The organism is Pseudomonas sp. MF5691, assembly GCF_016405645.1.
GTDB classification, from domain to species: Bacteria; Pseudomonadota; Gammaproteobacteria; order Pseudomonadales; family Pseudomonadaceae; genus Aquipseudomonas; species Aquipseudomonas shahriarae.
On sequence record NZ_JAEKDC010000028.1, the window covers coordinates 16,895 to 37,368 of the forward strand.

The following is a 20,474-nucleotide window of genomic DNA, read 5'->3' on the forward strand; positions in this document are numbered from 1 at the left end:
GAGGTTGGACAAGATGTTTGGCGATCGCGGTCGTTAGAAGCCTTCGAGGACGATCTTGCCTTTAGCCGCGCCACTTTCGATCAGTGCATGCACCGTCTTCAGATTGGCGGCATTGATCGGCGACAGTCGCCGGGTCAGCGTCGTGCGGATTTTGCCGTCGTCAACCAGCGCTGCCATCGCATCCAGAATCTCGCCCTGCTCATTCATGTCGGGCGTGCCGTAGATCGACCGCGTGAACATCAGCTCGTGGTGGATCGACACCGCCTTGCGCTTGAAAACCATGATATCGAATGCCTTGGGATCGTCGATCAGTCCGAACCGTCCTTGTGGGGCGATCAGTTCGGCGATGTCGGCGACATGTTGCTCGGTATGTGTGGTCGAAAAGACGAAAGCGGGAGCACCGATGCCGAGTTCGGCGATCTGTGGCGCGAGCGGACGAGAATGGTCGATGACGTGGTGAGCTCCAAGCCCTCTTACCCACTCTTGGGTTTCCGGTCGAGAGGCTGTGGCGATGACGGTGAGGTCCGTGCGCTGTCGCGCGATCTGGACGGCGATCGACCCAACCCCGCCCGCGCCACCGATGATGAGGATCGCCTCCGCCGCACCGGGTACGGGCTTCGCCACGTCCAGGCGGTCGAACATCGCCTCCCAGGCCGTCAACGTCGTCAGCGGCAGCGCCGCCGCTTCCGCCCAGGAGAGCGACGCAGGTTTGTGACCGACAATCCGGGCGTCGACGAGATGGAACTCCGCATTGGTACCGGGCCGTGTGATCGATCCGGCATAATAGACCTCGTCGCCTAACTCGAACTGCGTGACGTCGGGGCCGACCTCGCGCACAATCCCGGCGGCATCCCATCCCAGCACCTTCCAATCGCCATCTGCCGGCGGCGTGCTGTTGCGGACCTTGTAGTCGACCGGGTTGACCGAGACGGCCTTCACCTCAACCAGGATATCGTATCCTGCAGCGACAGGCCGAGGCAGATTGATGTCGACCAGCGCGGCATCCGCGGCGATGGGTCCCGGAACCTTGTAACCAATGGCTTTCATAAATGTCTCCAGCTTGCTTGATCGGATGACGCGAATGCTCGTTAGTCAACTTCTTCTACATTGAGGTCCCGACTCTTGAACTGGGTCGCGGTAGCAGATTTCATCGAACACGTCGATCAACAGGCCCTTATGCTCGGTCGCCGGATCGGTGATCGCGTAGAGGGTGGAGGCGTTATCGCCATCATCACCGCTTCCGAGGCGAAACGCCGCGTCGACGCAGATGCCGCACGGACCGATGGTTGATCCTGGCTCGAGATCGACGAGATTGCTGTCCTTGACGCGCTATTCGCGGTCTTAGCCCTTGGCGATGAAGGACTGAACTGCTTGTAGAGCGTCGGTCAGCTGCTATGTCATGGACGCACCTTCATCTTGAGTTGGATTGGACAAGCTTCCGTATAAGGCCCGCTGTAACCGTCAGATGACGGCGAAGAAAACGATGGGCAGTATTCACAGCCACTTAGCCTTCTTGAAGCGCACAAATAGGAAAACGCACGATATCGCTATCACTCCGAGCACGACAAAGTATCCGTAGGCCGTGTCCAGCTCCGGCATGTGCTTAAAGTTCATGCCGTATATTCCAGCGATCGCCGTCGGGACTGCCAGTATTGCCGCCCAAGCCGCCAGCTGGCGGGTGATCACCCCCGTCCTTTGCGCTTCAAGAAGGCTGCTGGCCTCAAAGACCGTGGACAGGACAAGCAGGAGGCCGTCGACCATGGACTGCACGCGGTGGACATGGTCCGCGACGTCGTGGAAATATGGTGTCATTTCGGCGCTGATGCAGGGAAAGTGGCCGCGAACGAGCTTTCGCACCAGCTCGGCCATAGCCCCGAGCGTGCGCTGGAACCGCGTGAGTTCGGACCTTAGTTCGAAGATTCGCGCCACCTCTTCTGGCCCGAGGAAATCGTGCAGCGACCGTCGCTCCATCGCCAGGACGTCGTCCTCGATCATTTCGAAGATGGGCAGATACTGGTCGACCACGCGATGCAAGATCGCGTGCAGCACATAGTCGACACCCTTGCCGAACTGCGTCGGCGATGCCTCGAGTTGCTCCCGAAGTTTGCCCAGCGCTCCGGCATTGCCGTGCCGCACGGTGATAAGGTGATTGTGACCGGTGAAGATCGCCATCTTGCCGTAGCTGATCCGGTCGCCGACCAGCTCGGCGGTCTGCGCGACGACGTACAACTCATCGTTGTAGACCTCGAGCTTGGGCGGGCACAGCGGGTGCATCGCGTTGTCGATCGCCAACGGATGAAGATTATATGTCCTTTGGATCGCGAGTAGTTCCTCGGGGGTGGGTTCGCTAAGCGCGATCCAGCAGAAGCCCGAGCGACTCTCGCCCAACTTGACGTGCTCATCGAGCGCGATTTCGCGAACTCGCTTGCCTTCGTTGTAATAATAGGCGGCGATGATGCTCATGCTGGCCTCGCGGGAATGTGGAGGCCACGCTGGACGGCCGGTCGAGCCAGCCCGCGTCCAAGCCATGCGCGGACGTTCGAAAAGCTGCTGAGGCCAAGGATGTCACCCGCAGCGTAGAATTCCACCAGCGCATTCACCCAGCCGAGCGTCGCGATGTCCGCGATCGAATAGTCGTCGACGATCCAGTCGCGGCCTTCCAGCCGGCGATCCAGAATCCCCAGCAGACGCGTGGATTCGTCGATAAAGCGCTGTTGCGGCCGCTTGTCCTCATAGTCCTTGCCGCCAAATCGCAGGAAGAAGCCGAGCTGACCGAACATCGGCCCGATGGCCGACATCTGAAAGAACACCCACGCTAGGGTCTCGTAACGCTGGCCTGGTTCGGTGGAGATGAACTGACCCGTCTTGTCGGCCAGATAGAGGAGGATCGCACCGGATTCCCATAAGGCGATGGGTCTACCGTCAGGGCCAGCCGGATCGATGATCGCCGGTATGCGTCCGTTCGGGTTCAGCGACACGAACGCCGGATCCTTCGACTCGTTGTTCGAGATGTCGATCAGGTGGGGCTCGTACGCCAGGCCAGTCTCCTCAAGCATGATCGAGACCTTGACGCCATTGGGCGTAGGGGCTGCGTAGAGTTGCAGGCGATCGGGATGAGATGCCGGCCAGCGCTGCGTGATCGGAAAGGACGAGAGGTCTGGCATAAATCTGCGATCCTGGTGTTGCGATGGCGACTGACTGGAACGAGCCGTCACTCTGAAGTAGGGTTCGATGACCGCGTCGCTGAACGACGCGGTCACGAAGATTGCGGACCGGATCGGCGCAGTGGCAACGGCAGTGAAGCCTATTCCGCCGCGGTCCCGGCCGCTGGCTGTACGTCGTCAACCTTTTGGCGCTTCGGAAGCACCCAGCCGGGACGGACGAAGTGGCAGGTGTAGCCGCCCGGGCGCTTCTCCAGATAATCCTGGTGATCGGGCTCGGCCTCCCAGAACTCGCCGACCGGCTGGACCTCGGTCACCACTTTGCCATCCCACAGCCCCGAGGCATCCACATCGGCGATCGTATCCTCGGCGACGCGCTTCTGCTCCTCGTCGACATAATAGATGCCCGACCGGTAGGAGAGCCCACGATCATTGCCCTGGCGGTTCAGCGTCGTCGGATCGTGGATCTGGAAGAAGAATTCCAGGATGTTCCGGTAGCTCGTCACTGTCGGGTCGAAGACAATCTCGATCCCCTCGGCATGCGTGCCGTGATTACGATACGTGGCGTTCGGAATATCGCCGCCCGTGTAACCCACACGGGTCGAGATGATGCCGGGCCGCTTGCGGATCAGATCCTGCATGCCCCAGAAACATCCTCCTGCGAGAACAGCGCGCTGATGCATGTTAAGCCTCCTCTACTTGATCGAGATATTCACCGTATCCCTCGGACTCCATCTCGTCGCGCGGGATGAAGCGAAGGGACGCTGAGTTGATGCAGTACCGCAGACCGCCGCGGTCGGAAGGACCATCGGGGAACACATGGCCGAGATGACTGTCTGCGTGTACTGACCTGACCTCCGTCCGGACCATGCCGTGTGCGCTGTCCCGCACCTCGTTCACGTTTGCCGAAACGATCGGCTTGGTGAAGCTGGGCCAGCCAGTACCCGAATCGAACTTGTCCGTCGAAGCGAACAGTGGCTCTCCCGACACTATGTCGACGTAGATGCCAGGCTCCTTGTTGTCGTTGTACTCGCCCGTGAAGGGCCTTTCGGTGCCCGCCTCCTGGGTAATTCGGTGTTGCTCGGGAGTCAGGTGGTCGATTGCTGTCTGTGACTTTTCAAACTTCATTACAGTCTCCAATACTTATCTAGAGGGCCAGGCACGCTACCGCTAATTTTTTATGTCTCCTGATTTGCTCCTACAATGGTAGTGGGATGGCAAACGAGGTTTTACTAAGTGTTGGAAAATTAGAGATTTAAATTTCGCGTCTATTAGTTCTAGCGCAACTGAGTGGTTAAGCAAGTACGTAATCAGTAAATATTAAAAAAATAACACAAAAGCACGATTATATAATACCTGAATTCATACCTGAATTCATAGAATAAGCGCAACGCTTGAAACGAGAGGCAGAGAGCCAGCCACCGGTAGAATCCAGGCTCTCACACCGAAGGATTCAAGCGCAGATGACTACGCATTACCGGCAGCTGACTCAGGGACAACGTTACCAGATTGAGGCTGGCTTGAGCGCCGCAGAGAGCCAGGCGAGCATTGCAAAGCGGGTCGGCGTGCATCCCTCGACGATCAGTCGCGAGGTTCGCCGCAACAGCACCCAGAATATCTACAAGGCTGTTTCTGCGGCCCATGAAAGTGATGCTCGTCGAGCGGGTGCGCGCAAGTTTTGCAAGCCGGCGACATGGCTCAGCCATCATCTCCCGGTGTGGCTCAAGCATGGCATGAGTCCGGAGCAGATCGCCCAGCGGTTGAAGCAGGAGCAGCCAAGCCGGGCGGTCAGCCATGAGTGGATTTATCGGTTCATTGCCGCCGAACAGCGCGCCGGTGGTGAGCTTTATACCTATCTGCGACATCGCCGAAAGCGCTACCGGAAACGCTATGGAAGCCACGATCGGCGCGGGCAGCTGCGTAATCGCGTGTCAATCAGTGAACGCCCAGCCGAGGTCGAAAGCCGCGAGCGCCTGGGGGACTGGGAGGGCGATACGGTACATGGACTGGGCGGTAACCTGGTGACCCTGGTTGATCGCAAAAGCGGCTATCTGAGCGCCTATCCGGTCAAGCGCAGAACGCGCCGGCAGGTAACGCGGGCGATCAATCTGATGCTTCAGGGCCATGCCGCTCACACGCTGACGCTGGATAACGGAAGGGAGTTTGCCGGGCATGAACGCATCGCGCTACGGAGCCAGTGCCAGGTCTTTTTTGCAGACCCCTATTCATCCTGGCAACGTGGCACCAATGAAAACACCAACGGTCTGCTCCGCCAGTATTTCCCCAAGGGCAGCGACTTCAGCAAGCTGACCGTCGAAGCCGTCAATCGGACAGTAGCGAGGATCAATCTACGCCCGCGCAAGCGCTTGGGCTGGAAGACGCCGTACGAAGTGCATACAGGGGTGAGCGTTGCACTTATGTGTTGAATTCAGGAACCGCTTTTCGGATGTTTACGGTCCTTCCTGATGCTCGTTAAAGCGGTTTCATAAAACGGTGGTTTTATCGTACTCCCCAGACAGAGCGCTGGTTTGCGGGCAGGTACTGGGCTTAAGTGCGTTTACTGTTCCATTGCTCCCCGAACCCCAAGTACACCTCAACTGGACGTCAGTCGGCTCACTGGCATCGCGTCAGACTAGGGCCGCTTTCTGCATTATCTGACGCCTAAACGTCAAACTCTATGGCCTCAACCTGACAGGCCGCATGCTTAGCGTACGATTTTGTCCGTTTTCTCTACCGTCCCCTATTTCTGTGCTTTGTTTTGGAATAAGCTATTTTTATGAATTCATAATTGCGAATTCATTTTTATGAACTGCTCCCACATCCTCCCTGGATTCAGAGTGGGCGGGCAGACGTACAGGTGAGTTTCTCCAGTGGTGAAATTTTTGGTTTGCAGGGACGTGGATATCAATATATTATGAATTCACATTAATGAAATATGAATTATAAATAATGAATTACTAAATATAGGACTTACCGATGATCGTGATTATTGGTTGTAACAAAGGGGGGGCGTCGAAGACTACGACAGCTACGAATGTTGCTGTGGCCCTTGCTAAGGACGGCAAGGACGTGTGTCTGGTCGATGCTGATGCTCAACGTACGGCAGCCAAATGGCACGCGGAAAGAGAGTCTGGAGACAAGAAACCAGCGATAACACTGATCGAAAAACGAGATAACATTGCCTCAACACTGACAACGCTCGACGGAAAATTTGATTACGTGATTGTTGACGTTGCGGGTCGCAACAGTCGCGAATTGATAACGGGATTGAGTGTTGCACATGCGTGCGTTGCACCTCATCAGTGTTCTCAGTTCGATTTGGATACCCTGGAAGAGCTTCAAGAGCAAGTCATCAAGATTTGTGACCTCAATCCTGGACTTGAAGGCAATGTCTATCTCTATCAGACGATGTCCTCGACGAACCTGAAAGTGAAGCCAAAGGAGCGGGCAGAGTTTCGAAGTTATGCCGAGGAGTTTCCTCAGTTCAAAGTACTTGAAGCGGTAGGCTATCACCGCAAAGCATACAAAGACGCAGGCAGCGAAGGCCTGTCTGTTCTTGAAATTGGCAATCCTTCAGCTGCCGGTGAAGTCCGGTCGCTCGTTCAAGAGGTGTTCTATGGTTAAGGTCCGAAGCCAATCGGCTACTGGGCGTCAACAACCGACCCCGGATCAAATCGAAAAACTTGCTCAGGAGTTGGCCGACAAGCCTTTCGGTCAATCCAAGGTGAAAAGTGCTGAAATCGAGCAAAAAGCTCAGGCGATAGGCATCAGTTTGCCACCTCAAATGATTGAGAACTTGCAGGATGCGGCTTTGAAAAATAAGCGGAGCAGAGAAGGGCAGAGAACGGTCAGTGGGATCATACGTGAAGTACTTGCCAGAGAAGGATATTAATTCATAATTATGATTTATGAATTAATATTTTAACTATACAATGACGGGAGGTTTCTTAGCCGATCAGGCTAAAAATGAATTGGATTTTCTTTGCGCTCGCTGGAGCGAAAAGGGGAGTGTAAGAGGGGAGGGCGTCAGCATGGATCGACGTAAAGACAATAATCCTCATCGAACCGCCGAGGCCAAAGGCGCACAAGATGCAACCAATGGCCTGCCTTTGTGGGGGTGCCCCTACAAAGCCCCCCAGTTCAGAAACTCATGGATCAGAGGCTACAAGAAAGCAAGGCAACTCGAATTATTCTAAAATTTGAGTGTTCCTCAAGCAGTCCCCGTCAGATGGCAATCTGATCACATTCCAGCGGCGTCCAGTAGAGCGTTGCCCGACTCACCAGGGGTTCCTCCGCTCTTATAGGCGTCCAACAAGACACCCTTGGACGACCACTCAAAAACGGTGTTTTCGTTGATGTTGGGTGAAAACGGTAGGGCTGCGATCTTCGTGTAAGGGTAAGTCCAAATTTCTTTGCTGCTGACCTCGGTTTTCTTTGGTGGGTGTCCGATGGCAGCAATCACCTGCGGCTGGGTGGTTTTGCCTTTTTGGAATTGGGCCAACTGCTGTGCCGAGACTTGGGTGCCTGTCTTATAGTCGAGGGCAGAGCATCCGTGCAGTAACAGAGAAGTAGAAATGAGTAGAGCAAGAGCAATGCTTTTATTCATGAGTTATTCCTTTTGATGTGAGATCCTGGCAATAGTCTTGCTGACATATCCAGAGAGTTGGTCAGATAAACCCGCCTAATTTATTTCAGGAACATAGAACGCCCAGGTTGGCGTTGACATCAACCGCTGTGGTCGATTACTGAGAAGCTCAGTCGTTCAACTTGTAACGTCTCATTGTACTGGAAGTCCACTACGACGCCAGGGTGAATAGCTGAGTCAAGCTGATAGGTATCCCAGCCACCCATGGGGTTAATCATGCCTGGCAGGTCTAGCCGTCCTCTTGAACGCAGCGGTTCTCCCAAGATCGAATGCACCTGGCCTTTTGTCATTACCGAGGTGAAGGGCGCAGGTAGCTCACCGGTGTAAATCGGCATACCGCCAGGCATGTCCTCTTGCAGAGTGATGTGGAGAGACTCGAAACGCAGAGTCTCAGGCCAGAAGCTCATTTCGATTCCTACGACAGGCTCAATCTCTAATGAGGTGTCCCCTTCGTATAGATATTGCAGTGGAAGCTTTGGAATCGCCCCACTCTTGACCATAGAGTGGTAGTAGAGCCCCAGGCTTCTGATCCAGAGTTCTATGGTTGCGGAGTCCATTAATATTACCTATCTCTGCGACGTTAATTTTATAAATGTGATGTTTCTATGTGCATGATTTTACGAATTTTTTTTATTAGTCGTTTTTGCTAACTCGATGAGTTTGGTTAAAAATGAAGGGTTGTCAATTGTAAAAATCAGATCTTGAAGGGTAGCCCGTAACTCTAGGAGCCTTTCCCTAGAAACGTCATCATCTGTGGGGAGAATATCCATAGGTGAAGCGCCGAGTAATTTTGCAATTTTCAGTAGTTGTTCGCTGTCAGGGACATACTCGCCCCGCTCGTAGCGGCTAATAGTAGCGTTTTCACATTCCAAGGCTTCGGCCAAAACGGCTTGGGTTATTCCCTTTGCCTTTCTAAGCGCTTTGATGCGGGCGCCTATGAATTTTCTTGTAGGAGAGATCATCATTAGCGCCTAAAAATCATTGTATTTTCAGTCACCTACCTTCAAAAAAAAGGTCAATTTTTATATTTTATGCATTTATTATATTTTTTGTGGCGGGAAACGCATATAATTGTCAGGAGTGAACAGGTCGTTGCAATGAAAACACCTGTATGTATAATCAGTACTGTGTTTTTGTACATTACTATTAAGGAAAGCTACACCACATCAGACCCGTCCTGCACGGCGCGTTTGTGGCGGATCGCACCCAAAAGGGAGGGTTAAGGTATGCAAGGGTGGTTTTTGATAACGCATAATTTCCATGGTTTTCAGTTGGTTACTGAAAAACTTAAAGCGCTTGGGGTTGAGGTTTACTCTCCTACCAGGTGTGAGGTTAAAAAGCGCCGGGACTGTAACGCAGTTAGGATCACAGAAAAGCAGCTTTTTCCCGGCTATTTATTCCTGCGCTTCGACTTCGAACAGGTGCACACCACCACAATATCTGACCTGCCAGTGGTTAAGGGTTTTGTGCGTTTCGGGAACATCCCGGCTATCGTGTCAGACGCCATCATCGAGGATTTGAAGCAGTCGCTGTTGCTTCTACCTAATCAGGCGGTCACTTGCCTTGAGCTTAGAAACCTTCCGCCTGATATGCAGGGCGCATGGTCTGCCATCGTAGAAATAAAGTCAGAGTTACAACGGCAAGCAGCTTTGTTTTCTCTGCTTCAAAAAGATCATGAGCGTCTTCTGAAATTAGGCAATCTTCCTTATTCAAGAATCTGCTCTTCAATTGATAGCGACTCTTGATCTTATCCACGTAAACCTAAACATCAACTATACAAATTCCCACTGCCAGGTTTATGCCTGGTGGTGTCTTTGTGCATCCACAGGAGGTTATATGGTCCCAAATCAAATTGGGAGTCGAGCAAAAACTACAACAGTCCATGTTGGGCTTGAACGTCATGCGATTCTTACAAGTCACGCTATTGATGTGAGTTCTCAAACACGGCGTCAAATAACTGCATCGCAACTTCTAAAGTTCATGATTGATCGGTTTGCAGATCAAGCAAAGGCTGAACTGCTGAAGGAATTTAAAAACAACGAGGAGTAATAAATGTTAACTACCAGTGCCTTTTTGGCCCTGGCCCTGCAATGCGCCCCCTCGATACACCCCGCCACGTTAACTCCCATCGTCAAAACAGAATCCGCTTTTAATCCATGGGCTATCGGCGTCGTCGGCAGAGCGTTGCCACGTCAGCCGCAAAACCTGGAAGAGGCGGTGACGGCGGTGAATACGTTGGTGAAAGAGGGCGCCAATTTCAGCATTGGCCTAGGGCAGATCAACCGACAGCACTTTGATGTAGCCAAACCGGAGGTGGTGTTTGATCCCTGCACTAACTTGCGCATGACAGCCACGATCCTTGAGGGCTGCTATGCCAGCGCCGTCCCAGACGGCGGTACACAGCAGGAGGCTTTGCACAAAGCTATCTCCTGTTACTACAGCGGCAACAAACGGCGTGGCTTTCAACCAGAAGCGCAGTTTGGCGGATCGAGTCACGTACAGCGTGTGGTCGCCAATGCCGACATCACCACCGTTACGGTGCCAGCCTTGACCGGCGCCGTCAGTGCTCCACAAGTGCCGGTACAACCTGTTTCACCCCCTCCACAACCAACCTATGAAAGTTGGGACGTATTGCGCCAATACCCGCGCTATATGCCCGCTGCGCAGCCTTCTGCGTCTGATCTAAAGCCGGAACCACAGCAAGAAATCCCAAAGGAGAAAGTCGATGTTTAAAAAAGCAAACCTTCCACGCGCCGCTGTTCTGATCCTGTGCTGTATGCCCGCGCTGGCCATGGCTGACTGGCAATCTGAGCTTCAAACGTGGGGCACCAATATCCGGCTTGCGCTTTATGCCTTGGGCGGCACCTTGGGCCTCGGTTGCCTGATGTGGTCCGGTATCCAATGGATGATTGCCCGTTCAACCGGCGACCGCTCCCATACCTTCATGGACTACCTGCAACAGGTTGGCGTCCTCGTTGTGGTCGGCGGCACGATGGTGTTGGGGGCGGCTGCCTGGCAGGTCTTTGGCACTGGCACGCCTGCATAACGCCCCAGCGGAGAAACTCATGTCAGCGAACGAATCACTGAAGAAGTTGATTTTCGAGAGCTACAACGCAATGAGCAGGCCTGCCATGCAGTGGGGTATCCCCATTATGCCGATGGTGGCTTTGCTGATGGGCGGTTTGGTCTGCGGCGTGGCAGGAACTGTGCTGCTGTCTTGGGTGTGGGGTTTGTTGTTCCTGGCGCCCTTTGCGGGTGCATTAGCAGCCTTGCGCTTCATCTGCGCGGTTGATGCCCAGTACCCACGGCGTTTGTGGTGGTCCTGGCGTCGTATCCGCATGAACTGGCGGTACGGCAAGCGTTTGCTGCTCACCCCGTTTAATCCCAATTGGAGCCAATTCTATGGCAAACGATTCGCACAACGCCGGTTTCATCCGGCGCCAAGTCATGAAGTACATGCCCCCCGAGGTCAAAGTGCCGCTGCTGGGGTATCCCGTCCACGAGAACATGGTGACATTGCCCGGTAATCGGCTGGTCAGCCTGATCAGGCTCAAAGGTGTTTCCCACGAAACGCAGAGTGATGAAGATCTCAAACAATGGTTCTTCAAACTCAACCGCTACTTCGTGGCATTAGGGAAAAAGGAAGGCAAGAACCTGATGTTGCAAAGCTATGTGACCAAAACGGGCATCGAGCTTAATACTGAATACGACCTGCCTTTACCTGCGCTGCAAGATTTTGTCGATGCCTACACCGCTCCTTTTCGGGACGGCACCTTTCGCCAGGTCGGCTATAGCCTAGCTCTTGTTCTCAAATACCGTGACCTCGATGACGGTATTCGGCGGATGAAAGAGCTACTGACTATTTCCAAAACCAGTCTGGCGATGTACGACCCGGCCATCATGGCCTTGGAAGAAAACGAACAGGGCGCGCTGTACTCGCAGGTTGGGCGGTTTTTAAGCCTGTTAATCAACGGTCATGAACAAGACGTGCTGGTCAGTGATACGCGACTGGGTGATGCCGTCATCGACAGCGTGACCAGCTTTGGCGAATACGACTTTATCGAAAATCGGCCTAACCGGGGAGGGCGCCGTTTTGCCACCACCTATGACCTACGTGATTACCCTGGGGGTGGTTCACGTCCTGGCATGTGGGATGAGGCCATTGAGCAGCAGTTTGAATTCACCCTGGTGCAGTCGTTTTTGTTTGAAGACCGTAACCGGGCCAAAAAAGAGTTCAACAAGCACATTGCCGACCTTGGGTCGGTTGAAGGCGAAACAAGGCAGACGGACGAGCTGGAAAACGCCATTGAAGAAGTGACCCAGGGTGAAAAAGCATTTGGCCGTTACCACGCGTCCCTGATCGTCTACGGCAACACCCCGGATGAGGCCATTGATAATGGCTCGAAAATGGAATCGGTGTTCACCGTTCACGACACGGCCTTCGTGCGCTCGACCATGACCAACGTTGACACCTGGTATACGCAGTTCCCAGGGGTGACCGAGGCGCTGTATCCCATGATGAAGTCCACGGAGAACTTCGCATGTGGCTTTTCCCTGCATGCCACCCCGACCGGCAAGGCCAGGGGCAACCCTGTAGGCGACGGAACTGGGTTAATCCCCATGCGGACTGTCAACGACTCGTTGTTCGTTCTGAATGCGCACGACAGCCCTCCAGGGCAAAACAACTTGGGTGAAAAACTGCCGGGGCATTTGTCGCTCACCGGCCAAACGGGGGTGGGTAAAACAACTTTTCTCGCCACGTTGTTGGTGTTTTTCAGTCGGTTTAAGCCAATGATTTTTGGCATCGACTACGACGAATCGCTGAAAAATCTGTTGGGGGCGCTGGGTACGCACTATTACACCCTGTCACCAGGAGAGTTCACGGGCATTAACCCTTTCCAGTTTGAGGACAGCAAGGGACTGCGCCAGTTTCTGTACGACCAGGTACTGAGCTGCGCGGGGGGTAAAGACAAAACTGACGAGGACGAAGAGCGTGAGATTCAGGATTCCATCGAGGCGGTGATGCAGCACAAAAACGTGCACTTTCGGGGCATGTCGTTGTTGCTGCAAAACATCACGCCACGGGGCGGCAATTGCCTGCATACCCGCTTGTCAAAATGGTGCCGCCTGGCCGGTGGCCGTGAGGGGCAATACGCGTGGGTGCTGGACTCTCCGAAAAATCTGTTCAACCCGCAAAGCTATCAACGGTTGGCATTCGACTGCACACGGGTTCTTAAAAAAGAGTACGCGAGCAAGCACCCGGAAGTGATGGAGGTATTGCTCAATACCTTGTTTTACATGAAGCGTGCGATGCACCAGTCCAGGCCAGGCAGTCTGTTAATTAACACCATGGCCGAGTACTGGGTGCCGCTGTCCTTTGAAAGCACGGCGGATGCCATTAAGGAAATTTTGAAAAGCGGTCGAAAGCGCGGCGAAATCCTGATGATGGATACGCAGAACCCCGAGGATGCCTTGGCAACACCCTATGCTGCCGATGTAATACAGCAGGTCGTTACCGCGATATGGCTTCCAAACTTCAAGGCAGATCGTGCTGGCTATGCCCGTTTTGGTGTCAGGGACAAGGTGTTTGATGCCGTGGTTGACATGAACACGCTCAGTCGTGAAATGGTGGTTCAGCAGGGGCACAACGCGGTGAAGTTGAAGCTGGTTCTGGACGATCACTTGAAATACTGGCTGCCGTTGCTTTCCACGACCGACCACAATGCCGCCGTAGCCCAGCAGGTGCGCCAGTTACTCGGCACTACCGATCCAAAGGTGTGGGTGCCTGCCTTTTTAATGGCGGAACATGTTCGTTTGTTCCTGAACACCACCGATGCCAATGAATGGATTCCGGCTTACCAGCAAGCCGTGCATATCAGTCAGACCCTCAATACCACCGACGCTCGTCTCTGGATGCCGGTCTTTAAAAAGCAAAGAGCAGCCGACCTACTGCCGCTCTAATACCGAGGCAAATACCATGAAGAAGACAATCATCGCGACGGCGATAAGTGCCGCGCTGCTGACGGCTGCGCTCCCGACTTATGCGGCAGTGCCTGGCATTCCAACGCTTGACGGCACCACGGCGCTGCTTTTGACAAATAACGCCCTGCAACAAGCCCAACAAGCCATGGATGCTTTGAAAACTGCCAAGGATGGGATCAGCCAAGCTAAATCTCAGTACGACAACTTCAAAAGCATCGCAACAGGGAATGACAAACTTGGCGACTTTCTGAATAACCCGGCGCTTAACAAGGTTTTGCCAATGGGTGAATGGGCTGATGTTTATGGGACGGTCCAGGACATAGCTCGTCTGCGGGAGCGCTATGGGCTGAAATCGGATAATGTCAGTGTTCAGGCCAAGTTCGACAGATTGTTGGCCGCCGCTGATGCGCTGGAGCGAAATTACGATGCCAGCACTGAACGGGTAAGGAACGCCGAGCAGTTAAGGGGCCGGTTGAACGTGGTTCTAACGCCACAGCAAAAGGAGGACTTGCAGTTGCGCTATCAACAGGAGCTGTTGGAGCAACAAAACCAACAGATGCGCATGGCAAATATGCAGATGTTGATGGAGCAACAAGAAAAAATGGAAAACAATAAACGAGCACAGGCATTTAGCGATTATATGTTAGGAAAGTCAAAAGTCTTACCGAAATACGATTAATCCAATAACGGGTATTTAGCTATAAAAGCAGGTGGGTGACTTATGTTGAAAAAAACAAGCCTAGTGTTTGGTATGGTTATTTTTACGTTGATGATGTCGGGTTGCAATGGAGGGAAAGGCGATGATTTTGTCGGGCGCTGGAGTAGTGGTAATCATGCAAGCAAGGGGCTTGCGCCGCCAAGCTATTATATAAACATAAAAAAAGATAAGGAGGTTTTTCATGTGGATGTTGAAACTACCATGGTCGATTTTTTAGAAGGTGGGCGTAAAACGACAAATAAGAAATACGAAGGTAAAGCTGAGTCTGATACTGTTTTAAGCATGATGAACGGTTTATTAACGATGAGACTGCAAGGTGACCGTATGTTTTTCGGTAATGATGAGTATGTAAAATTAAAATGACGGAGACAATATGGACTTTACGAATATAGCTCATACGCTATTTGAGTCCGTTGATGCCGCCCTTAAAAGCACCTTGGCTACAGGCACGGCCAAGGTGATGCTGGGTGTGGGTGCGTTATTCGGGACCATGTGGTTAATCCACTTCACGCTTCGAAATATTCAATGGCTCTACCGAGGAATGAATGTTGCTTTTGAAGAGGTTGTCCGCGAAATCGCCAAAATGGCATTTATTGCGTTTTGTGCGTTCAACGTGACTTGGTACATACAAACCATTGTTCCGTTTGTCAGCGGTTTACCTAATTGGATGGGAGGCGTCCTATCAGGCCAGGAAGGAGACCAAACCAACCAGATAGATACAATGGTGTTGGCATATATCGATAACTTAAAAGCCTTTTATGACGCAATGTCATTCAATATTTTCACTACGAGCTTGAAGGATATCTGGCTAAGTATTCAGGGCTTGGTATTTTATTTGTTAGGGGGTATTCCATTCATATTAACTGCTGTCGGTACACTTTTTGTACTTAAAGTGGCCACGACGGTCCTATTGGCGGTTGGCCCTATATTTATTGCATTTCTGTTGTTTGATCAAACTAGACAATGGTTCTGGGGGTGGGTATCTGCAATAGGCGGATTTATGCTGACTCAGGTGCTATTTTCAATAATTCTTGCCATGGAAATTAATTTTATCAATACACAGATAATTAAGGATGGGGTAATAAATACCAGCTTGGCGGGGAATATCGGCATGCTTGTTGTATTCGCTACGTTCACGCTGTTAGCGACCGAGCTACCAGGTTATGCCGCGTCTATCATGGGCGGGACTCCAACGGGAGGTGCTAGAGGACTTGGAGGGCTTATCGGTAGAGCCTCTGGATTTAACACGGCAAGACAAATGGCTGGTGGTGTCGCAAAGCTTTTAGCCAAACGCCGCAACAACATTAAGTAACTTTGTATTCCATCGCTTGCTCAAGCGATAGCAACTCCCTTCTGATTCTTTCGTTTTAAAAAGGTAATCACTATGAATTGCAAACTCGCAATAAGCGGGCTGCTTTGTGCTGTCCTGCTGTTGGGGTGCAGCTCTGCCCCCAAGTTAGCCGAAGCCTCCGGCCCATGGACTGATCTAAATGCACCGGCCAGAGCAAAAGACGTTAAAGCCACAGCAGTCGGGGGGCAGCATGAATCTTCGAAAAAATAAAAGGAATCGCCAACAAGTCATCGAACAAGAGCAGCACCTTGCCGCTCAGGTCAGCATCGATGCAGCAGCAGCAAGGAATATCAGCCTGTCTGAGCAGGCGTATATCCATGCGGCCCGTTGGTTTGAAAGTAATTTGGCAGCGGACCATCAGCGCAGTGCGCGTACCTGGAAACGCCTAGCAGGGTTTTTCGGGGTATTGGCGTTTATGTCCGTGGGTGCTGTTCTCGGGTTGACCCCGCTTAAAACGGTAGAAACGTACCTGGTGCGGGTTGATAACAGTTCCGGCTTTACCGATGTGGTTAAACCAATCAGCCAGGTTAAGTCGTCCGAACAGATCGACGATGAATACTGGCTGGCTACTTATGTGCGTTTTCGTGAGAGTTACAACTTTTCGAACAACGATGCCCAGTTTTCGATGGTCGAGTTGCTGTCCTATGGCACCACGTTTGCCGAGTACCGTAACTTCCAATTGTCTTCCAAGGGCTATCTGGCTGTGTTGGGCAACAACCGGCAAATCAAAACCGAGATCAACAACATCACGTTCCTCACCCGTGAAAACGCAAAGGGCACCGCCCAAGTACGTCTTACCAAAACAGTGCTCGACCGTAACGGCATGCCAGATCCAGAGGTCAAGCCTGCGGTTTGGTTGTCGACAATCAGTTACGACTACAAGAACCCGACAAAAAAACGTGGTGATCAATGGCTTAACCCGCGAGGGTTTGGCGCTCTGTCCTATTCGCCAACCCAGGAAGTCGGGGCGGGGGTGAGTCATGAAAAATAAATCCATGACGGTTTTTGTGGCCTTGTTCCTTTCGGTCAGCGTGCAACATGCATTCGCTGAAAAAATGGGGGAGGGGTCTTACCAGGATCGACGGGTACAAACCGCGTTCTATACCCCGGACAACGTATTTCGCATTCAAGCGGTGGTCGGGCGTACTTCACTGGTGCAGTTCCCAGCCCATGAAACGGTGTATGAGGATTCCGGCCTGATTGTGGCGGGCGATCCCACTGCGTGGTCCATAGGCGCCAACAAAGCGGGCAACATCGTGGCGATTAAGCCGACCACGGATCAGGAGCCCAATACCAACCTGATTATTAACACCAACCGTCATACCTACCTGCTGGAGCTGAAACTGGTTAAGCAGGTGGCCGACATGACCTATGCACTGCGGTTCACCTATCCAGATCCGCCGAAAAAACCGCAGGCCACTCGCGACTTTAATCCTGACCCATGTCCAGGACCGATCAACACGTTCCAGGTACGCGGTGATAAGGCGATTTCGCCAGCGGAAGGTTGGGACAACGGCACCTTTACCTGTTTTCGGTTTGTGACCAATGCACCACGTCCGGTGGTGTACCAGGTGTTGCCCGATGGCACCGAGACACTGGTCAACGTGCGCAACGTGCAAAACATCATGGTGGTGCATGGCGTCAGCCAGTTGTTCCGTTTTCGGCTTAACAGCTTGGTACTGGAGGCGAGAACCCGGCAACAGGTGGGTGGCTTTTACAACTACAACGGCACCACCACGGGGGAGATTCGAGAGGTGAAGCATGCAGAACAATGACAGTAATGACGGCCATGTCATCCAGGGCGGCGAGTTGTCTGGTGATGAAGTCCAAAAACACGCCCAGGATACCCCGGCGGGCACCACTCCAGAATCGGCAGAAACCAACGAGCTGCCACCCGTGCAATCCGATAAGGCCCGTGGTTCGTTCGACCTACTGAAAAAGCGTGCAGGAGGGGGGCAGTCCAAAAAAGCGTTGTACCTCTCCATTGCCGGTGTAGTGCTGGTGTTCCTTTTGATATTAGTCGGGGGCTGGTGGTGGGTCATTTCAACAATGAAAGAAGGCTCCACCGACATTGATGAAAGCACGGTCAAGGCCGATGCCACGCTCGACAAGGACGCGGGCAACGACACCAGCATGAAACAACTGAAAGAGGAAAAACTCAGGCAAATGCAGGCCGAGGAAGACCAAAAGGCCAAGGATGCAGAAGCGTTAAGGCTCGCTCAAGAAAAAGCCAATAAAGGCACCGAGTCAGGAGCCAATTCGGGTAACGCGACAGCCGGTGCCAATACATCCTCTCAAGGCGATACCAAAGATGTGCCTCAGACACCCGCCCAACGCAAGTTGGCTGGAGGCGTTGTGGTGACACCGTTGGTTCAGGATGCCTCGGGCTACGGTTCGTCGGTTAGCGGGGCGTCAGGCCCAGCAACAGTCACGCCGTTGGCCGGTGGCACTGAAAGTACTCCTGACGTGGCTCAGACGGGCTTGGGGGGTGGCTTGGGCGGTGGTTCGTCATCGCGGGGGAGTTTAAGCAACTTGTCGGGTACCAGCTTCTCACCAGGCAAGGCAGTGCTGGCCCCATCGCGTAAATACCTGCTGTCACACAACACCTACACCCGTTGCGTGTTGTACACCGAGATCGTGACTGATCAACCCTCGTTGATTGAGTGCCCATTGACCGAACCTTTGTATTCGGCGGACGGCTCAACCGTGCTTGCTGATGCTGGTGACCGTTTGTTCGGTGAGCAAAGCGTCGAAGTCAGGCCTGGCCAGGTGCGTGTGTTCACCTCCTGGACTGAACTTGAGACTCAATCGGGTGTGCGGGCCAATCTTGCCAGTTTAGGCGCTGGCCCGATGGGTGCCAGTGGTACAGAAGCCTGGATCGACAATCACTACATGCAGCGCTTTGGCGGCGCGGTAATGCTGTCCTTTATCCAGGATGCATTAGAAGCGGCCAAAAACACGACGCAGAAAAGCAGTGGCGGCTACACGGTGAATAACAGCGAGCAAAACACGGAAAACATGGCCAATAAGGCGCTGGAAAGCACGATAGGCATAAAGCCCACCGCGCACATTCTGCCGGGTACGGTCATGACGGTGATTGTGGCCCGTGACATCGACTTTTCATCGGTTTTTGAGAACCGCTAACAATGAGGTAATACCTATGACAAACCCAAATGACGAACAACAAGTACCAGGTGCTGAGCAGGATGAGGACGACAACATCCTCATCGAATCCACGTTGGTGCTGGATTTTCTCGATCAGTCAGGAGTGACCGAACGGCTTAACCGGCCTGGCACCACGGATGTGGCGATTAACCGGCCTTTGGAGATGTGGGTGGATACACCCACGGGCTGGCAGCAGGAGGCCGCGCCTTGGTTGACCTACAACCTGTGCTGGAGATTGGCCAACAGCCTGGCCGCGCTTAACCACCGCGAATTGGCGGCTAAGACACCGATTCACACGGTTGAGCTACCTGGTGGTGAGCGGGGCCAGATCGTCATGGCTCCGGCGTGTGAAAAGGGCACGTTGTCCATGACCTTTCGTAAGCCGTCGATTGAACGCTTCACGCTTCAAGATTACATCGACAGCGGACGGTTTGATGGTGCCCAGGCCATCGCAGCCCCTGTGACGGACTTGACCGGCTGGCAGCATGAAATGGTCACGGCGCACAACGAACGCAACTGGGGTTGGTTTTTTCCGCTGGCCGTCGAACACCGGCAAAACATCATCATTTTCGGTGGGCCTGGCTCCGGCAAAACGACCTTCGGTAAATCCTTGATGGACCTGTTTCCGGTCAATCGACGGATGATCACCATCCAGGAGGTCAGTGAATTGCAGCTTCCTTATCACCCCAACCATGTTCACTTGTTTTACGGCGCTGTGGTGGCACCTAAAGCCCTGGTGGCCAGCTCGTTGCGGATGAAGCCTGACCATCTGTTTCTAGCTGAGCTAACCGGTGATGAGGTGTGGCACTTCATCGAGATTTTGAACACTGGCACCAAGGGCACTGTGACCACGGCTCACGCCAACGACAGCGAGGCGGGCTATGCCCGTGTCTGCGGACTGGTGAAGCAGTCGGAGGTAGGCAAGGGGCTGGATTATGACTACATCGAGCGCCTGGTCAGGACTTCATTTGACGTGGTGGTGTACATGGAAGGCACCCACATTAAAGAGGTGCATTACGAGCCAAAACACAAACTGGCTTTGCTCAATGGCAAGGCGATTTAGGAGGCGTTATGTGGTGGAAAATAACCCTGCTGGTTCTGGTGTTGATGATGGTGTGTTTTGTTGGTGGGCTGTATGCCGGTGGTGCCTTGTTCTTGAAGCTGACGGCGGGCAATGCCACAGCAGGACTGACGTGGCACACCCTATGGGATGCTCGACACTTGGCGCTCAACGACCGTCGATTGCTGTACCTACCATGGTCTTGGTGTGTGACCGCAGCTATCACTTTTTTGCCGGTTGGAATCACGCTGATGGTTTTCTTCTTCCGGCTCAACCCGACCAGCTCACTGCACGGCGATGCTCGGTTTGCTAACGCCAGAGAGTTGCGTCAGTTCGAATACAAAGGCGAATACCACAACACCAGCAAATAATAATTTATGGAGAGATAGAGC

Annotated in this window: 27 protein-coding genes; 19 read left to right on the plus strand and 8 right to left on the minus strand. The window is 53.2% G+C overall.

The window, feature by feature from the left end; genetic code table 11:
• Positions 1–33: 33 nt before the first annotated feature.
• Positions 34–1,047 (minus strand): zinc-binding alcohol dehydrogenase family protein, encoded by a 1,014-nt coding sequence (locus JFT44_RS25370; RefSeq protein WP_002118279.1) that lies wholly within the window; start codon positions 1,045–1,047, stop codon positions 34–36.
• A gap of 75 nt (positions 1,048–1,122) precedes the next feature.
• Between JFT44_RS25370 and JFT44_RS25375 the strand changes: the two genes are divergently transcribed.
• A complete protein-coding gene (locus JFT44_RS25375; RefSeq protein WP_016487060.1) occupies positions 1,123–1,290 on the plus strand; it encodes a hypothetical protein in 168 nt (55 codons plus the stop codon).
• A 204-nt stretch (positions 1,291–1,494) separates the two neighbouring features.
• On the opposite strand, the gene JFT44_RS25380 is transcribed toward JFT44_RS25375, so the two are convergent.
• From JFT44_RS25380 to msrB, 4 genes are all read right to left on the minus strand, one after another.
• Complete coding sequence (locus JFT44_RS25380; protein ID WP_003464971.1) at positions 1,495–2,463, minus strand: magnesium and cobalt transport protein CorA; 969 nt, start codon at positions 2,461–2,463, stop codon at positions 1,495–1,497.
• Complete coding sequence (locus JFT44_RS25385) at positions 2,460–3,164, minus strand: glutathione S-transferase N-terminal domain-containing protein (RefSeq protein ID WP_003464969.1); 705 nt, start codon at positions 3,162–3,164, stop codon at positions 2,460–2,462. Before JFT44_RS25385 ends, JFT44_RS25380 begins: the two co-directional genes overlap by 4 nt.
• 140 nt (positions 3,165–3,304) lie before the next feature.
• Positions 3,305–3,844 (minus strand): peptide-methionine (S)-S-oxide reductase MsrA, encoded by a 540-nt coding sequence (gene msrA / locus JFT44_RS25390; RefSeq protein WP_003464967.1) that lies wholly within the window; start codon positions 3,842–3,844, stop codon positions 3,305–3,307.
• A 1-nt stretch (position 3,845) separates the two neighbouring features.
• Positions 3,846–4,289: a peptide-methionine (R)-S-oxide reductase MsrB gene (msrB, locus tag JFT44_RS25395; RefSeq protein ID WP_003464965.1), complete on the minus strand. Its 444-nt coding sequence runs from the start codon at positions 4,287–4,289 to the stop codon at positions 3,846–3,848.
• 335 nt (positions 4,290–4,624) lie between these two features.
• On the opposite strand from msrB, the gene JFT44_RS25400 reads away from it, so the two are divergent.
• From JFT44_RS25400 to JFT44_RS25415, 4 genes are all read left to right on the plus strand, one after another.
• Positions 4,625–5,587 (plus strand): IS30-like element ISPpu17 family transposase, encoded by a 963-nt coding sequence (locus tag JFT44_RS25400; protein WP_004577240.1) that lies wholly within the window; start codon positions 4,625–4,627, stop codon positions 5,585–5,587.
• 550 nt (positions 5,588–6,137) lie between these two features.
• Positions 6,138–6,785 carry an AAA family ATPase gene (locus JFT44_RS25405; RefSeq protein WP_198831354.1) on the plus strand — a complete coding sequence of 216 codons (648 nt, stop codon included), beginning with the start codon at positions 6,138–6,140 and terminating at the stop codon, positions 6,783–6,785.
• Positions 6,778–7,053 carry a hypothetical protein gene (locus JFT44_RS25410; RefSeq protein ID WP_198831355.1) on the plus strand — a complete coding sequence of 92 codons (276 nt, stop codon included), beginning with the start codon at positions 6,778–6,780 and terminating at the stop codon, positions 7,051–7,053. Before JFT44_RS25405 ends, JFT44_RS25410 begins: the two co-directional genes overlap by 8 nt.
• A gap of 139 nt (positions 7,054–7,192) precedes the next feature.
• Positions 7,193–7,357 (plus strand): CrpP family ICE-associated protein, encoded by a 165-nt coding sequence (locus JFT44_RS25415; protein WP_198831356.1) that lies wholly within the window; start codon positions 7,193–7,195, stop codon positions 7,355–7,357.
• Between the two features lie 44 nt (positions 7,358–7,401).
• Here the strand turns inward: JFT44_RS25415 and JFT44_RS25420 are convergent, their stop codons facing one another.
• From JFT44_RS25420 to JFT44_RS25430, 3 genes are all read right to left on the minus strand, one after another.
• Positions 7,402–7,767 carry a hypothetical protein gene (locus JFT44_RS25420; protein WP_198831357.1) on the minus strand — a complete coding sequence of 122 codons (366 nt, stop codon included), beginning with the start codon at positions 7,765–7,767 and terminating at the stop codon, positions 7,402–7,404.
• Positions 7,768–7,886: 119 nt separating this feature from the next.
• Entirely contained in the window at positions 7,887–8,363 is a 477-nt protein-coding gene (locus tag JFT44_RS25425; RefSeq protein WP_198831358.1) for a DUF6392 family protein, read from the minus strand.
• 60 nt (positions 8,364–8,423) lie between these two features.
• A complete protein-coding gene (locus tag JFT44_RS25430; RefSeq protein WP_198831359.1) occupies positions 8,424–8,768 on the minus strand; it encodes a helix-turn-helix domain-containing protein in 345 nt (114 codons plus the stop codon).
• Positions 8,769–9,032: 264 nt separating this feature from the next.
• Between JFT44_RS25430 and JFT44_RS25435 the strand changes: the two genes are divergently transcribed.
• The 14 genes from JFT44_RS25435 to JFT44_RS25500 all read left to right on the plus strand — a co-directional run bounded on the left by JFT44_RS25435 (position 9,033) and on the right by JFT44_RS25500 (position 20,453).
• Positions 9,033–9,551 carry a transcription termination/antitermination NusG family protein gene (locus JFT44_RS25435; protein WP_198831360.1) on the plus strand — a complete coding sequence of 173 codons (519 nt, stop codon included), beginning with the start codon at positions 9,033–9,035 and terminating at the stop codon, positions 9,549–9,551.
• 91 nt (positions 9,552–9,642) lie between these two features.
• Positions 9,643–9,855 carry a hypothetical protein gene (locus tag JFT44_RS25440; protein ID WP_198831361.1) on the plus strand — a complete coding sequence of 71 codons (213 nt, stop codon included), beginning with the start codon at positions 9,643–9,645 and terminating at the stop codon, positions 9,853–9,855.
• A 3-nt stretch (positions 9,856–9,858) separates the two neighbouring features.
• The gene (locus JFT44_RS25445) at positions 9,859–10,539 is read left to right on the plus strand and encodes a lytic transglycosylase domain-containing protein (protein ID WP_198831362.1); all 681 of its coding nucleotides are present in this window, start codon (positions 9,859–9,861) and stop codon (positions 10,537–10,539) included.
• A complete protein-coding gene (locus tag JFT44_RS25450) occupies positions 10,532–10,852 on the plus strand; it encodes a conjugal transfer protein (protein WP_198831363.1) in 321 nt (106 codons plus the stop codon). Before JFT44_RS25445 ends, JFT44_RS25450 begins: the two co-directional genes overlap by 8 nt.
• A 19-nt stretch (positions 10,853–10,871) precedes the next feature.
• Positions 10,872–11,333, plus strand: a complete 462-nt coding sequence (locus JFT44_RS25455; protein ID WP_198831364.1) for a VirB3 family type IV secretion system protein — start codon at positions 10,872–10,874, stop codon at positions 11,331–11,333.
• A complete protein-coding gene (locus tag JFT44_RS25460; protein ID WP_374068296.1) occupies positions 11,254–13,767 on the plus strand; it encodes a VirB4 family type IV secretion system protein in 2,514 nt (837 codons plus the stop codon). The genes JFT44_RS25455 and JFT44_RS25460 overlap by 80 nt, the downstream gene beginning before the upstream one ends.
• Before the next feature lie 16 nt (positions 13,768–13,783).
• Positions 13,784–14,467 (plus strand): P-type DNA transfer protein VirB5, encoded by a 684-nt coding sequence (virB5, locus tag JFT44_RS25465; RefSeq protein WP_198831365.1) that lies wholly within the window; start codon positions 13,784–13,786, stop codon positions 14,465–14,467.
• A 42-nt stretch (positions 14,468–14,509) separates the two neighbouring features.
• Positions 14,510–14,869 carry a hypothetical protein gene (locus tag JFT44_RS25470; protein ID WP_233098429.1) on the plus strand — a complete coding sequence of 120 codons (360 nt, stop codon included), beginning with the start codon at positions 14,510–14,512 and terminating at the stop codon, positions 14,867–14,869.
• A 10-nt stretch (positions 14,870–14,879) separates the two neighbouring features.
• On the plus strand, positions 14,880–15,818 hold the full coding sequence (locus JFT44_RS25475; protein ID WP_198831366.1) for a type IV secretion system protein: 939 nt from the start codon (positions 14,880–14,882) through the stop codon (positions 15,816–15,818).
• Between the two features lie 229 nt (positions 15,819–16,047).
• Positions 16,048–16,848, plus strand: coding sequence for a type IV secretion system protein (locus JFT44_RS25480; RefSeq protein WP_198831367.1), 801 nt, complete (start codon positions 16,048–16,050; stop codon positions 16,846–16,848).
• Positions 16,838–17,632 (plus strand): TrbG/VirB9 family P-type conjugative transfer protein, encoded by a 795-nt coding sequence (locus tag JFT44_RS25485; RefSeq protein ID WP_198831368.1) that lies wholly within the window; start codon positions 16,838–16,840, stop codon positions 17,630–17,632. The genes JFT44_RS25480 and JFT44_RS25485 overlap by 11 nt, the downstream gene beginning before the upstream one ends.
• Entirely contained in the window at positions 17,619–19,001 is a 1,383-nt protein-coding gene (locus tag JFT44_RS25490) for a TrbI/VirB10 family protein (RefSeq protein ID WP_198831369.1), read from the plus strand. Before JFT44_RS25485 ends, JFT44_RS25490 begins: the two co-directional genes overlap by 14 nt.
• A gap of 16 nt (positions 19,002–19,017) precedes the next feature.
• Positions 19,018–20,085, plus strand: a complete 1,068-nt coding sequence (gene virB11, locus JFT44_RS25495; protein WP_198831370.1) for a P-type DNA transfer ATPase VirB11 — start codon at positions 19,018–19,020, stop codon at positions 20,083–20,085.
• A gap of 8 nt (positions 20,086–20,093) precedes the next feature.
• Positions 20,094–20,453 carry a hypothetical protein gene (locus JFT44_RS25500; protein WP_198831371.1) on the plus strand — a complete coding sequence of 120 codons (360 nt, stop codon included), beginning with the start codon at positions 20,094–20,096 and terminating at the stop codon, positions 20,451–20,453.
• The last annotated feature ends 21 nt before the right edge of the window (positions 20,454–20,474 follow it).